This is a genomic window from Actinokineospora iranica, from assembly GCF_900101685.1.
Lineage (GTDB): Bacteria > Actinomycetota > Actinomycetes > Mycobacteriales > Pseudonocardiaceae > Actinokineospora > Actinokineospora iranica.
In genome coordinates, this window is the sequence record NZ_FMZZ01000002.1 from 17,772 (window position 1) to 32,100 (window position 14,329).

At 71.6% G+C, this 14,329-nt stretch carries 10 protein-coding genes; 5 read left to right on the top strand and 5 right to left on the bottom strand.

Going from position 1 to position 14,329, the window contains the following annotated elements:
- Positions 1-38 precede the first annotated feature (38 nt).
- The 4 genes from BLS56_RS05380 to BLS56_RS05395 all read left to right on the top strand — a co-directional run bounded on the left by BLS56_RS05380 (position 39) and on the right by BLS56_RS05395 (position 8,159).
- Positions 39-2,354, top strand: a complete 2,316-nt coding sequence (locus BLS56_RS05380; protein WP_091448833.1) for an ATP-binding protein — start codon at positions 39-41, stop codon at positions 2,352-2,354.
- A 100-nt stretch (positions 2,355-2,454) separates the two neighbouring features.
- The gene (locus BLS56_RS05385) at positions 2,455-4,065 is read left to right on the top strand and encodes a peptide chain release factor 3 (RefSeq protein ID WP_228771399.1); all 1,611 of its coding nucleotides are present in this window, start codon (positions 2,455-2,457) and stop codon (positions 4,063-4,065) included.
- Positions 4,066-4,199: 134 nt separating this feature from the next.
- Positions 4,200-6,518, top strand: a complete 2,319-nt coding sequence (locus BLS56_RS05390; protein WP_228771400.1) for an ATP-binding protein — start codon at positions 4,200-4,202, stop codon at positions 6,516-6,518.
- 363 nt (positions 6,519-6,881) lie between these two features.
- A complete protein-coding gene (locus BLS56_RS05395; RefSeq protein WP_091448834.1) occupies positions 6,882-8,159 on the top strand; it encodes a DUF6801 domain-containing protein in 1,278 nt (425 codons plus the stop codon).
- 142 nt (positions 8,160-8,301) lie between these two features.
- Here the strand turns inward: BLS56_RS05395 and BLS56_RS05400 are convergent, their stop codons facing one another.
- Positions 8,302-9,516 (bottom strand): PucR family transcriptional regulator, encoded by a 1,215-nt coding sequence (locus BLS56_RS05400; RefSeq protein ID WP_139190528.1) that lies wholly within the window; start codon positions 9,514-9,516, stop codon positions 8,302-8,304.
- Positions 9,517-9,849: 333 nt separating this feature from the next.
- Between BLS56_RS05400 and BLS56_RS05405 the strand changes: the two genes are divergently transcribed.
- Positions 9,850-10,431, top strand: a complete 582-nt coding sequence (locus BLS56_RS05405) for a sigma-70 family RNA polymerase sigma factor (RefSeq protein WP_091448836.1) — start codon at positions 9,850-9,852, stop codon at positions 10,429-10,431.
- A 429-nt stretch (positions 10,432-10,860) separates the two neighbouring features.
- Here the strand turns inward: BLS56_RS05405 and BLS56_RS05410 are convergent, their stop codons facing one another.
- The 4 genes from BLS56_RS05410 to BLS56_RS05425 form a co-directional block, all read right to left on the bottom strand.
- Positions 10,861-11,067, bottom strand: a complete 207-nt coding sequence (locus BLS56_RS05410) for a heavy-metal-associated domain-containing protein (protein WP_091448837.1) — start codon at positions 11,065-11,067, stop codon at positions 10,861-10,863.
- A 42-nt stretch (positions 11,068-11,109) separates the two neighbouring features.
- Complete coding sequence (locus tag BLS56_RS05415) at positions 11,110-12,585, bottom strand: PepSY-associated TM helix domain-containing protein (RefSeq protein ID WP_139190529.1); 1,476 nt, start codon at positions 12,583-12,585, stop codon at positions 11,110-11,112.
- 117 nt (positions 12,586-12,702) lie between these two features.
- Positions 12,703-13,323, bottom strand: coding sequence for a hypothetical protein (locus BLS56_RS05420; protein ID WP_091448838.1), 621 nt, complete (start codon positions 13,321-13,323; stop codon positions 12,703-12,705).
- A 143-nt stretch (positions 13,324-13,466) separates the two neighbouring features.
- Positions 13,467-14,123 carry a DUF5134 domain-containing protein gene (locus tag BLS56_RS05425; RefSeq protein ID WP_091448839.1) on the bottom strand — a complete coding sequence of 219 codons (657 nt, stop codon included), beginning with the start codon at positions 14,121-14,123 and terminating at the stop codon, positions 13,467-13,469.
- Between the last annotated feature and the right edge of the window lie 206 nt (positions 14,124-14,329).

Sequence of the window (14,329 nt, forward strand, 5' to 3'; positions counted from 1 at the left end):
CAGAAACGGGCGGCCCGAGCGGGGTGAGTGGGACGACGGTGTTCACAGTCAACGGGGAAGGCGCGGTCGCGGGCTCCCTGCCCGCGGAGGTCACCACTTACGTGGGCCGCCGCGCCGAGCTGGCCGAGGTCAGGCGGCTGCTGACGAGCGCGTGCCTGGTGACGCTCACCGGGCCCGGCGGCGTCGGCAAGACCCGGCTGGCCACCCGGCTGGCGAGCGAGTCCGAGGACGCCTTCCTCGACGGCACGGTGTTCGTCGGGCTCGCCGAGCTGCGCGACCCGACGCTGCTGGTCAGCACGGTCGCCACCAGCCTCGGCCTCGGCGACCGCTCCGCGCGCCCCGGCCTCGACCTGCTCATCGACGCGCTGCGCCCGCTCAAGCTGCTGCTGGTCCTGGACAACTGCGAGCACATGGTCGACGCGTGCGCCCGGTTCGTCGCCGCCGTGCTGGCCAACTGCCCCGACGTCGTGGTGCTGGCGACCAGCCGCCAGTCCCTCGGCGTGCCCGGCGAGCGGGTGGTCCCGGTGGGGCCGCTGGCCGTGCCGGAGCCCGGCGTGCCGCCCGCGCGGCTGATGAACTACGACGCGGTGCGGCTGCTGCGCGACCGGGCCACCGCCGTGGTGCCCTCGTTCCAGATCACCGACGACAACATCGAGGACGTGGCCCGGCTGACCCGGGCGCTGGACGGGCTGCCGCTGGCGCTTGAGCTGGCCGCGGTGCGGCTGCGGGTGCTCTCGGTCGGCCAGCTCGTCGACCGGCTCGACCACCGGCTCAACCTGCTCAGCGGCGGCAACCGGCGCGGGCCGAGCAGGCACGAGACGCTCACCGCGCTGATCGACTGGAGCCACGAGCTGTGCACCGAGCCCGAGCGGCTGCTGTGGGCGCGGGCGTCGGTGTTCAGCGGCGGCTTCGACCTCGACGCCGCGGAAGAGGTGTGCTCCGGCTCCGGGCTCGACCGGCACGCGGTGCTCGACGTCATCGACGGGCTGCTGGACAAGTCGATCCTGCTGCGCGAAGAGCACCGCGGCGTCGCCCGCTACCGGATGCTGGAGATGGTCCGCCAGTACGGCGAGAACCACCTGCGGGCGGCGGGCGAGCTGGTGTGGCTGCGCCGCCGCCACCGCGACTGGTACCTGGAGCTGGCCAAGCGGTGCGAGGCCGACTGGTTCGGGCCGCGCCAGGTCGAGTGGATCGAGCGGCTGCGGCGCGAGCACGCGAACCTGCGGGTGGCGCTGGAGTTCTGCGCGGGCGACGCAGACGAAGCCGTCGTCGGCCTGCGGATGATGTTCGCCATCAAGGAGTACTGGATCGTCCGCGGGTTCAACACCGAGGGCCGGATGCACACCGACAAGCTGGTGCGCGCCGCCCCGGACGCCGCCCCCTACGCGGCGCACTCGCTGTGGATCCACGGGTTCTTCGCGCTCGTGCAGGGCGACCTGCCCGCCTACGAGCGCACCCTGGCCGAGGCGGCCCGCATCGCCGAGGACACCGACGACGACAAGGCCCGCGCCTACGTCAACCACGTGCGCGCCTACGCCGCGCTCATCGGCAACGACATGCCCCGGGCCGTCGAGCTGTTCGGCGCCGCGAGCGAGATGTTCGCGCGGCAGCGGGACCCGGGCGCGCAGCTGTGGTCGCGGTTCAACTACGGCCTCGCGCTGAGCCTCGCCGACGGCCTGGCCCCGGGCAGGCAGGTCCTGATCGAGTGCGTCGACATCTACACCAAACGGGGCGAGGTCTTCTGGCGGGCGTGGGCGCTGTGGTCGCGCGGGGCGGCGGAGTACCTGCACGGCGACATCGCGGAGTCCCGGGCGGCGTGCCTTGAGGTGCTGCGGATGCAGCGGCGCCTCGGCGACCAGGTGATCCTCGCGTTCTGCCTGACGGTCCTGTCCGGCTGCGCCGCGCACAGCGGCGAGTACCCCAAGGCGGCCCGCCTGCTCGGCGCGGCCACCACCGTCTGGCAGTGGCTCGGCGCGTCCCCGATGAGCTACGGCGCGTTCGTCGAGCCGATCCAGCGCGACATCGGCATGGTGACCAAGGAGCTGGGGCCGGAGGCCGCGGCGGAGGCGTTCCTGGAGGGCACCGCCCTGTCCACCGAGGAGGCCACCCTCTACGCGCTCGGCGAGGCGTCCCGCCCCGAGGGCGCGGCCCAGCCCGTGGAGCACCCGCTCACCAAGCGGGAGGCCGAGATCGCGGGCCTGGTCGCCAAGGGGCTGACCAACCGGGAGATCGCCGCCAAGCTCGTCATCGCGCAGCGCACCGCGGAGAGCCACGTCGACCACATCCTGACCAAGCTCGGCTTCACCAACCGCGCCCAGATCGCGGCCTGGGTCGTGGAGACCCGCGCCGTGTGACCGCCCGCGGACCCGCCTGACCGGTACTGAGGTCGGCGCTCGTTTCCCCATCACGTTAGATGGGAGGCCGGTCTACGCAAGGGCAGCAGAGGAGTCAGACGTGGGAACCAGCGGTGGCGCCGACACCTTGGCGTCGGATGTGCTGACCGCGGCCGGGCAGCGGCGCACGTTCGCGGTGATCAGCCACCCGGACGCGGGCAAGTCGACGCTCACCGAGGCGCTCGCGCTGCACGCGAAGGTGATCACCGAGGCGGGCGCGGTGCACGGCAAGGCTGGCCGCAGGGGCGTGGTGTCGGACTGGATGGAGATGGAGAAGGCCCGCGGCATCTCGATCACCTCGGCCGCGCTGCAGTTCGCCTACCGGGACCGGGTGATCAACCTGGTCGACACCCCCGGCCACGCCGACTTCTCCGAGGACACCTACCGGGTGCTCACCGCGGTCGACAGCGCGGTGATGCTGCTGGACGCGGCGAAGGGCCTGGAGCCGCAGACGCTCAAGCTGTTCGAGGTGTGCAGGCACCGGGACATCCCGGTGATCACGTTCATCAACAAGTGGGACCGGCCCGGCCGCGACGCGCTGAGCCTGTGCGACGAGCTCGTGGAGCGCATCGGCTTGCAGCCCATGCCGCTGACCTGGCCGGTCGGGGAGCCGGGGCACTTCCGCGGCGTGGTCGACCTCGCCGAGGGCGGGTTCGTCCGCTACCACCGCACCGCGGGCGGGGCGACGGCCGCGCCGGAGGAACGCCTCAGCGCCGAGGAAGCCGAGGCGGCCGAGGGCGCGGAATGGACCAGGGCGGTCGAGGAAGCGCACCTGCTCACCGAGTCCGGCGGCGGGTTCGCCGCGTCCCGCTACCTGGCCGCGACCGCGACCCCGGTGCTGTTCGGGGCGGCGGTGCTCAACTTCGGCGTGCGGCACCTGCTGGACCTGCTGGTGTCGCTGGCGCCCGGCCCCGGCCCGCGCCCGGACGCGCATGGCGCGCCGCGGCCGGTGGACGCGCCGTTCTCCGGGTTCGTGTTCAAGGTGCAGACCGGCATGGACCCGGCGCACCGCGACCAGGTGGCCTTCGCCCGGGTGTGCTCGGGGACCTTCGAGCGCGGCATGGTCGTCACCAACGCCACCACCGGGCGGCCGTTCGCGACCAAGTACACCCAGCAGATGTTCGGGCGCGAGCGCACCACCGTCGACACCGCCTACCCCGGCGACGTCATCGGCCTGGTCAACGCCACCTCGCTGCGGGTGGGCGACACCCTCTACGCGGACAAGCCGCCGGTGCGGTTCCCGCCGCTGCCGACCTTCGCCCCCGCGCACTTCGCCGTCGCCCGCCCGGTCGACCTCGGCCGGGCCAAGCAGTTCCGCCGCGGCGTCGAGCAGCTCAACGCCGAGGGCGTCATCCAGGTGCTGGTGTCCGACCGGCGCGGCGACGCCGCCCCGGTGTTCGCCGCGGTCGGGCCGATGCAGTTCGAGGTGGCCGCGCACCGGATGGCGGCCGAGTTCAAGGCCGCGATCCGGCTGGACCCGCTCCCCTACTCGACGGTCCGCCGGTTGAGCGACCCGGCGCAGCGCGTCCTGGTCGACTCCGGCTCCCGCGGCGAGGCTCTGCTGCGCTCGGACGGGGTGTACCTCGCGGTGTTCAACGACGACATCGCCCTGGGCATGGCCCGTCGGCAGCACCCGGAGCTGAAACTCGAATCCGCGCTGCACGACGCCTGAGCCTGCGTCGGCCCGCGGCCTGGCCGATCACCGGAGCCACCCGATCACCCATATTGTCGCCACAGACGGTGACCGCCTGCCAGGATAGCGGGGGACAATGGTGACACGGAGTGCGGACTGGAGGTGTGCCGAAGGTGTCGGACCCGGCCGCAGCACGCGCCCTGTCCACCACCCTGTCCACCGAGATGACCAGCTACGTCGGCCGCGCGGCGGAGATCAGCGAGGTCAAGCGCCTGCTGGGGGTGTCGGCGCTGGTGACGGTGACCGGGCCGGGCGGGGTCGGCAAGACCCGGCTCGCCGCCCAGGTCGCCGCGGCGGCGCGGGCGGCGTTCGACGACAACGTCGTCTGCGTCGGGCTCGCCGAGCTGCGCGAACCCGAGCTGGTGGTCAACACCGTCGCCGACCATCTCGGCCTCGGCGACCGCTCCCGGTCGCCGATCGAGCTGGTCATCGAGCACCTGCGGGAGCGGCGGATGCTGCTGGTGCTGGACAACTGCGAGCACCTGATCGAGCCGTGCGCGCGCCTGGCGCACGCCCTGCTGAGCAGCTGCCCCGAGCTGGTCGTGCTGGCGACCAGCCGCCAGTCGCTCGGCGTGGCCGGGGAGCGGGTGCGGCCGCTGGCCCCGCTGGCCGTCCCCGAGCCGGGCGAACAGGCGGCGGGGGTGGAGCGGCACGACTCGGTGCGGCTGTTCCTCGACCGGGCGACCGCGGTGGTGCCGTCGTTCACCATCACCCGGAACAACGTCGAGGACGTGATCCGGCTGTGCCGGGCGCTCGACGGCCTGCCGCTGGCCATCGAGCTGGCCGCGGTGCGGCTGCGGTCGCTGTCGGTCCGCCAGCTCGCCGACCGCCTCGACCAGCGGTTCACCCTGCTCAACCGGGGCAGGCGGTGGGCGCCGAGCAGGCACGAGACGCTGCGGGCGCTGGTCGACTGGAGCCACGAGCTGTGCGACGGGCGCGAGCAGCTGCTGTGGGCGCGGGCGTCGGTGTTCTCCGGCAGCTTCGACATGGACGCCGCCGAGGAGGTCTGCTCCGGCGACGGCCTCGACCGCGACGCGGTGCTCGACGTCATCGACGCGCTGATCGACAAGTCGGTCCTGGTCCGCGAAGAGCACCACGGCACCGCGCGCTACCGGATGCTGGGGACGCTGCGCCAGCACGGCGAGGACCGGTTACGCGAGACCGGTGAGCTGACCCGGACCCAGCGGCGGCACCGCGACCGGTACCTGGAGCTGACCCGCCGGTTCGCGGCCGAGTCGCTGGGGCCCGACCAGGTCCGCTGGCTCGACCGGCTCACCGTCGAGCACCCCAACCTGCGCCGGGCGCTGGACTTCTGCGCCCGCGACCCGGCCGAGGCCGCCGTCGGGCTGCCGATGATCCCCGCCGTCAAGGAGTACTGGATGGTGCGCGGGCTCAACACCGAGGGCCGGATCTGGCTCGACCGGCTGGTCAAGGCCGCCCCGGTGGACGCGCCGGGCCGGGCGGACGCGCTGTGGATGCACGCGCTGCTCGCGCTGGTCCAGGGCGACCGGCCCGCGTTCGCCGCCACGCTCGCCGCGGCGGCCCAGACCGCCGATGCCACCGGCGACGTCCGGGCCCGCGCCTATGTCCACCATGTGAGCGGCTACGAGGCGCTGATGGACGCCGACGGCCCCGCGGCCGTCGACCGGTTCGGCACGGCCGCCGAGATGCTGCGGGCGCACGGCGACTTGGGCGGCGAACTGTGGGCGACGCACAACCTCGGCCTGGCGATCAGCATCGCGGGCGACCCGGAGCGCTGCCGCCGGGTGCTGCGCGACTGCGTGGCCGCCTGCGTCGCGCGCGGCGAAGTCGTCCACCGGTCGTGGGCGCTGTGGTCGCTGGCCGCCTGCGAGTACCTGTTCGGCGACATCGAGACCGCGCAAGCGCACGCGCTGGAGGTGCTGCGGCTGCAACAGCGCTTCGACGCCCGCACGATCACCGCGTTCACCCTGGCGACCCTGGCCGGGTGCGCGACGCACGCTGGCGACCTGCGCCGGGCGGCGCGGCTGTTCGGGGCCGCCGCAGCCCTGTGGCGGTCGCTTGGCTCGTCGCCGAGCAACTATCCCGCCTTCGACGAGCCGGTCCGCGCGGCCACCGCGGTGGTGGTCGCGGGCCTGGGCGACGGCGAGGCGCTGGCCGAGTTCGCCGCGGGCGCCGCGCTGGGCTTCGCCGACGCGGTGTCCTACGCGCTGGGCGAATCGGCCGAGGAAAACGAGCACATGGTGGCCCCGCGCGATGATCCGCTTACTAAACGCGAACGTCAGATAGCCGAACTCGTGGCCCAGGGGATGACCAACCGGGAGATCGCGGGCAGGCTGGTGATCGGCCCGCGCACCGCCGAATCACATGTCGAGCGGATCCGCACCAAGTTGGGTTTCACCAACCGCGCGCAGATCGCCGCGTGGGTGGCGCACCGCGGTTCAAAACGATAGTTTGACAGCCTCATTTGTGCGCGAAGGTGAACCACGTCACGTGTTTTTATGCCATCGACTCAGGTCACACTCCGTTGCCGAATGACGACGCTATGCGTAACGTAAGGCCCGATCGGAGCCCCAAAACCGCACCTTACCAGGCGAAATGTTGGCTACGTCACAAACTCGCGGGTCCCTGATGTGTGACCCGGTGATAAATCGAAACGGGTCCTTGTGTGAAGTTCTTGTTGCTGTCTAATCTGTCAATCGGCGGCTATCGGAGAGACTTCCACCTCACTTCCACCCGGAATCTCGCCCCTGGCACTACAGAGCGGATCACTTCGCTCACGTATCACCGTTGATACCTTAGGAAGGAAAACCCCCGTGAATCCTCGCAAGGTTTCCAAGAAGCTGGTGGCGGGTGTCGCCGCGACTAGCGCGGCCGGGCTGGTCGCCACTGGCCTGCTGCTCGGCTCCGGCACGAGTTCGGCTGCTCCGGTCTCGCTGACGCTGGACTACACGTGTCCGTTCCCGCTGATCGGCGACCAGCCGATCAAGGTCGTCATCAACAGCGACATGCCCGCCTCCATCGGTGTTGGCCAGCAGACCGGCGTGTTCGACATCAAGGCCGTCTCCACGGTTCCCGAGACCGCGACCCAGGGTCTGACCCTGGTCGGCGCGACCACGATCGAGGGCAAGGCCGTCTCGGGCGCCAAGGTCGACGCCCCCGGCATCTCCCTTCCGGTGAACGTGCCGGTGACGATCGCCAAGACCCCGGTTCCGGCTTCTGGCGCGTTCGACGTGGTGGCCACCGGCCAGACCCCGTCGCTGTCGTTCACCCAGGCGGGCACCGCGAAGATCACGGTCAGTGAGCTGAACCTGAACCTGACCCCGCGCAAGGCCGACGGCACCGAGACCGGCCTGGGCACCTTCGACTCGGCCTGCAAGCTGAACCCGGGCCAGGCCAACGTCCTGCACACCTTCGAGATCACCGGCGGCCCCGGCAGCACCACCCCGCCGTCGAGCACCACCCCGCCGAGCAGCACCACGCCGCCCAGCAGCACCACCCCGCCGAGCAGCACCACGCCGCCGTCGAGCACCACCCCGCCGTCGAGCACCACGCCGCCGAGCAGCACCACCCCGCCCCCGGGCAACGGCGTGAAGGTCAGCTACAACCTCAAGGGCACCTCGGTCCTCAAGGCCCTGGGTGGCTCGGTCGCCCTCAACGGCAGCTTCGACGCCGACGCCGACCTCGCCGCGGGCAAGTACACCGGTGACCTCAAGCTCGACCCGACCTCGGGCAAGTTCAAGATCGTGGGCTTCCTGCCGGTCGACGCCAGCATCAAGTTCGCCCCCGTCGGCAAGGCCTCCGGCACCGTCACCACCGGCGCCATCACCTACGACGGCAAGCTCGACATCATCCTGACCAAGATCTCGCTCTTCGGGTTCCCGATCTACCAGGGTGAGACCTGCAAGGCCGCGAACCCGACCGACATCAAGCTCAAGTCCACCGGGACCTTCGACGTCCTCAAGGGCGGCAAGCTCCAGGGCGGCTACGACCTGGCCTCGCCGACCAACTGCGGCGCGCTCAACGACTTTATCGGCCCGCTCGCCGCGAGCCCCGGCAACACGATCGACCTCGACCTCGTGATCAAGAAGTAAGCTCTGCCGCTCCCCCGAGACAGGCTCTTCCCGGCTCCGGCCGGGGAGAGCCTGTCTCTTTTTCCGGTCCGGAACAGCAAGGCCAAGGGGCCCCGCCACCAGATGACTCGGTGCCGGGGCCCCTTGGCCTTGCTTGGGAAAACTAGAACCCGGAAGCCGGGCCTTCCTCCGCCGACGTCTCCCGCGCGGCGTGCAGCAGGGTCGCGCGCACGGCCAGTTCCAGGTCGAACCGGTTGCGCGGGTCGGCGAGCTGCTCGCCGAAGAGCTCCTGGAGCCTGCCGACGCGGTAGCGGATGGTCTGCGGGTGGACTCGCAGCCGCTCCGCCATGTCCGCGACCCGGCCGCGGGTGGCGAACCAGGCGTTGAGCGTGGCGAGCAGGCGGTGCCGCTGGTAGGCCTTGAGGGACTTCAGCGGGGCGAGTTCCCTGCCGACGAGCTCGGCGATGAGGAAATCGTCCGCCAGCAGCGTCAGGGTCAGCAGGTGGTCGGCGCAGTGCACGATCCCGTCGGGGGCCTCGACCTGGATCAGCCCGCGCTCGACCAGGTCGATGGCGAGGTTCGCCACCCGCAGCGAGTCACGGACCTTGCCGATCGGGGTCACTGTGCCGATCGCGGCCGTCCAGCCGGGCAGCGCCGCGCGCAGGGTCGTGGCCAGCCATGTCGCGGGCACCCGGCTGGCCACCACCACCGCGCACGGCTGCGGGCCGTCGAGGTCGAGCAGGACCTGCGAGCCGAGGTTGGCGCGCGGACTGTGGTCGGCGCCCTCGCGGCGGCGCAGCGCGACGACCCGGACCGCGGCGTGCAGGTCCCAGTCCGCTTCCTGGGCGACCTCAGCCAGGTGCGGCCCGCTGGCGGCCTGCTCGTCGAGCAGCATCCGCAGCAGCCGGGCGCGGACCACCGCGACGGAGGCGGCGGCCGCGGCGGGCGGGGCGAAACTCGACACGGCCGACAGGTAAGCGAAGATCACCTCGGCGCTGCGGGCGACCGCGGTCGAGGTCACCCCGTGCCGCCGGGCGTACTCCGCCGCGTGCCGCCACGCGATCTGACCGCCGATCCGGTAAGCGCGCAGCAGCAGCTTGCGGTGCGCGCCCTCGGTCAGCTCGCCGCGGCGGAAGCGGAAGATCGCCGCCCACTCCTCCCCCACGTACTCCTCGGGGTGGACCATCGCCTCGACGCAGCCGAGCACGGTCGTGCGGATGGTGTCGACCAGCGGTTCGAGCAGCGCGTCCGGCAGTCGGGCGATCTCGGCGTAGCCGCGCACCTCGGCCGCGATGTCCCGCCGCAACTGGTCGCCCGACCCCCGCTGTCCCGGCTCTGGCGCCCGCGCGCGGTGATCCACGACCTGCGATGCAGTCATCTTGGCTCCGTGTACCTCATGGCGTATCTCTCCGGTTGTGGCCATCGCAGGCCAACCTGCTTGACCGGGATGCGAACCACATCTGTAGATCTACCGAGTTACTTACGGAAGCCCCATACGTCACCCGGTTGCCGGGAACCAGGCCGCTACTCCGAACGACCTAGTGATCGCCCTGCGCGGGCCACCGCACGCCGGGTCGGTCCGCCCCCACCCACCGACCCGGCGTCCCCGTAACACCTCACACCGGCCCGTCCCAGCTTGCGAGATTCCTGGTTCCCGATGGTTACCTCGGGTTGCCTGGAACACGCGAACATCCACTAGGTTTCCGAAGGTGTGAGTGGATCAGGACTGGCACCCGACGAGGTCACCGAATGGGCTTTCGCCGCCCAACGCGGCGACCGCACCGCCCTGGAGCGTTTCGTCCGAGCCACCCAGCACGACGTCTGGCGGTTCGTGGCGCACCTTTCCGACGTGCACCTGGCGGATGACCTGGCCCAGGAGACCTACCTGCGGGCGCTGAGCGCCCTCCCCCGGTTCGAGGGCCGCTCCTCAGCCCGCACCTGGCTGCTGTCGATCGCCCGCCGGGTAGCCGCCGACCACGTCCGAGTAGCCCGAATCCGCCCCCGCCGCGCCAACATCGCCGACTGGCAAGACGCGGCAGAACGAGCCCTGGCAGGCGGCGCCTCCCGCTTCGAGGAACACCTGGTGCTCGGCGAACTGGTCAACGCCCTGTCCCCCGACCGCCGAGAAGCTTTCGTCCTCACCCAAACCCTCGGAATGTCCTACGCCGAAGCCGCAGAAGTCTGCGGCTGCCCCGTCGGCACCATCCGCTCCCGAGTAGCCCGAGCCCGCGACGACCTGATCACCGCCACCCGCGAAACCGACCGCCCCGACGGCCGCCGCCTGGCCACCTGACCACATGGGCATGGTGGCGGCAACGGACTGGATGGCAGCTTCCGAGCCCGGAAACGAAATGAAACGCCCCAAGCTTCGAGGTCCTTGATGGGCGCAGGACCAGCGCACCCGCCAGACACACACAAAGCCGTACCCGAAGCTGCCAGGTGCTCGCTGAGGTGGAGCAAGGAGCAGCAAACCCGCTCCCCTGCCAGCCGCACTGACCCTGCCAGGTGCTCGATGGGGTGGAGTTGTTTCTTTGGGGGAGAAGGAAGATCCCTAAACTTGCCGTGGTCGTGGGGCCGAAGGCACCCCACCCGTCTTTCCCCGCGACGGGATCTTCCTTCGTAGGGGCCCCGAAGAAACCACTCCACCCCATCGAGCAAACCAACACAGCCAGCCCCCACAGCAAGCCCCCGCGACACACAGAAGCATCGCGGGGGCCACTCCCTACCCAGCGAGCTGAAACCCAGCCGCGGTCACCACAGCGTCCAGATCAGCCCCAGCAAGCGGGCCCTCGCTGACAATCGCCAGCCGCCCACTGGCCACGTCAACCTCCACCCCGGTGACCCCAGCGATAGCCCCGACCTTCTCAGTCAACTTCGACGCGCAGTGCCCGCACGACATACCGCTGACGGTGTAACTGGCCTCATGCATCACGAAACCCCTTCCAAGACGACGTTGTGCTGACAGAGTCGGCTACCGACCAGCTCCAGTTCCCCGAACCACCGCACGAGCGGTGTCCAGCGCGACGAACGCGACCAGGGTGACGCCGAAGACCGGCATGGCCCAGCCGAGCCCGCCGATCGCGAGCACGATCAGGAAGATCACCGGCTGCGGCAGCCGCCGCCAGACCGTCGGCGGCGCCGCGGCGAACGTCGCGCCCGCGGGCCGCCGTTTCCACCACATCCGGTAGCCCAGCGCCAACAGCGCCAGGGTGCCCAAGGCGAGCAACCCCAAGGCGATCTGGTTCGCCAGCCCCAGCAGCGTGCCGCTGTGCGCCTGGATCCCCAACGTGGTCAGCTTCGCCGGCAGCGGATAGTCCTGCCAGCCCATCCGCCCTGTCACCTGCCCGGTGTACGGATCGATCGCGACGCTGTCCTTCTGGACAGGCAGCCCCTCAGCGGACTCGTTGACCTTGAACGGTTTGTCCTCGGCTGCGGGCGGGGTGAGGGTCAACTGCCCCGCCAACCCCTCGGCGCGGGCGATGTCCACCACCCGGTCCAGGCTGATCCGCTCACCGCCCGCGGGAACTGCCGCCTTGGGCGCGCCGAGACTGGGCGACTTGGCGTCGAGCGCGGCGATGAGCTGGTCGACCCGGCCACCGGCGTATGTGGACCAGGTCAACCCGGTGACGCTGACCGCGAGCAGGCCGATCGCGAGCCACAGCCCCAACGGCCCGTGCAGCGCCCGCGCCCGGGGCCGACCCGCCGGAAGTCCCCGCGCGGGCACCAGCAGCCCCCGCACCCGGTTCTTGCGCCGCCGCTGCCCGATCCAGAGCACCAGCCCGCCGATCACGATGATCGGCAGCCAGCTCGCCACGAACTCCGAGTAGAGCCGCCCCGGCTCCCCGAGGTGCAGGTTGCCGTGGAACTCACGCAACCACACCTGCGCGGGCGGCCGGTTGCTGACCGTCACCAGGTCGCCCGCGACCTGGGCCGTGTAGGGGTCGACGTAGACGGTGCGCATCTCGGCGGAGAAGGCGTCACCGGGTTTCAGGGTCGGGTCGGCGAGCACCACCTGGGTGGTGCGGTCGGGCTCGGGGGCGGGGATGACGGTGCGGAGGGAACCCTGCGGGTAAGCGGCCAGCGCGGCGGCCACCTGCTCCGACACCGGCCGGATTGGTCCACTTTGGACGTCCACAGAGAGCTTGTCGGAGTAGAAGAGGTCGTTGATCTGCGGACTGAAGGCGTAGGCGAGCCCGCTTAAGCACAGAACCGCGAGGAACGGGGCGACGAACAGCCCGGCGAGGAAGTGCACCCGCCGGGCGAGCAACCGCAGCGCCGCACCGGGACGGAGAGTCGACTCGCGGGTGTCCGTGGCCCCGGCTTCCGGGGTGTCGGAGGCGCTGGTGGCGGTGTCGCCTGCCGGGGTGGTGTCGCTGGTCAGTGTGGTGGCTGTCGCGGGGGTGGGTTCTTCGCCGGGTGGGGAGGGGTCGGTGATGGTGGTGGTCATGATGGCTCCAAACAGGACTGTGCGGCAGTACGGCTGCGCGGCGGGGGAAGGTCTTCGGGGTTCGCCGACGGCACCGGTCTGGTGGGACCGGTGTGGGCGGGACGGTGTGGGGGAACCTCAGCCCGCCGCGGGCGGGCCGCGCAGGACGATCACGTGGCGCAGGAGCACCGGGCGCCGCGGCGGCTCGGTGGCGCGGGTGGGGACTCCAGTGGTCACCGCGCCGAGCGGCCGGGGACCGGCGGTGGCGGCCGACAGCACGGCAGCCACCATCCGGCGGGCGCACGACCAGGCCGCGCGCTCGCCGCGGCGCAGCCACCAACCCGCGACCAGGGCTGCGGCCAGGTGGCCGACCAGCGCGGGCCCGGTGGGCAGGACGTCCAGGGCCGTCGCCACCGGGTGGTGGCCGGACGGGGCGAACAGGACCAGCGCCGCGTGGGTGAGTGCCTGCCCGGCGACCAGCAGCGCGACGATGGCGGGCAGCCGCTGCTCCCGCCGCGTCAGCAGCCAGGCGGGACCGACCAGGACCACCGCGGCGACCAGCATCGCCCGCGCCGACCACGGCCCGACCATGGCCAGGTGCCCGGCGCTGCCGGTGGCCAGCGCGGCCGCGACGCCACTGAGCGCCCGCGCCCCGCGAGCGGGCGCGACACCCGCCTCCCCGCGTCCACCAGCGGCCCCACCACCGGCGACGACACCGCAGCCGCCCAGGCCCCTGACGGGTCCACTCCGACCGGCCACCCTGGCAACACCTACCCGACCGGCCACCCCGGCGACACCCACGGCGGAACCGACCCGACCGGCTACCCCGGCGACACCGGTGGGCGGGCGGTGGGTGGGCCGGGGCTTCGCTCTGGCGCTGGGGTGGGGGCTGGGCATCGTCGTCAGCCCAGCATCAGGGTGAACATGTAGGCCATGCCCAGGCCCATGACCACGTGGCAGGCCGTGGTCAGGCGGGGCTCGACCAGGATCGCGGGGATGGTCGCCACCGGGCCATCGGGGCGTCGGTCCGGTTCCGGGGTGCGGATGGCCGTGACCAGGGTCCACAGGACGTGGGCGAGGAAGTAGAGGGCCAGTGCCGCCGTGACGGGGACCAGGCTGACGCCGCCTGCGCCGTGGTCGTGGGCGAGCACCGCGCCGCCGGTCCCGGGGAGGGCGACGATCGCGGTGGGCTGCTCGTGCCCGGCCGGGCCCATCATGGCGAGCATGTAGACCATCGCGCCGCTGGAGACAGCCAGGTGCAGGTGGTGGCGCTGTTCGCGGCCCCAGCGGCCGTCCGCGGCCGCGGCTTTGGGCAGCCCGGCGAGCAGCCAGGCTCCGTTGAGGACGAACACGGTGAGCCACACCGCGCGGGGGAGCGGGTCGGCGGCGGGCAGGAACATCGCGGCCATGCCCAGGGCCATCAGCAGGTGGGTCGCCTCGCCGGGTGGCTGGACGCTGTTCTCGCCGCGGCGGGACGCGGCCAAACGGCCTATCGAGTACAGCGCCGAAAGCACGAGCAGCGTGCCGAAAAGGCCATCGACCCAGGACGAGCCTGTCACGGTTCACCCCTAACGGAATCCGAGCGATATTCGGAGAAAAGCGCGCCCGTCGGACGGCCGCCGCTCATGTCAGGGGGAAGGCTAAGCGAACAGGGCTCCGACGATCCACGCGTCGGTCAACACATTACAAGAACGAAACACGCCCCCACCAGGGCCGATCCAGCGATGTCCGCGCACGTCGCACCGGGGGGCGGAAAAGTTCCCGG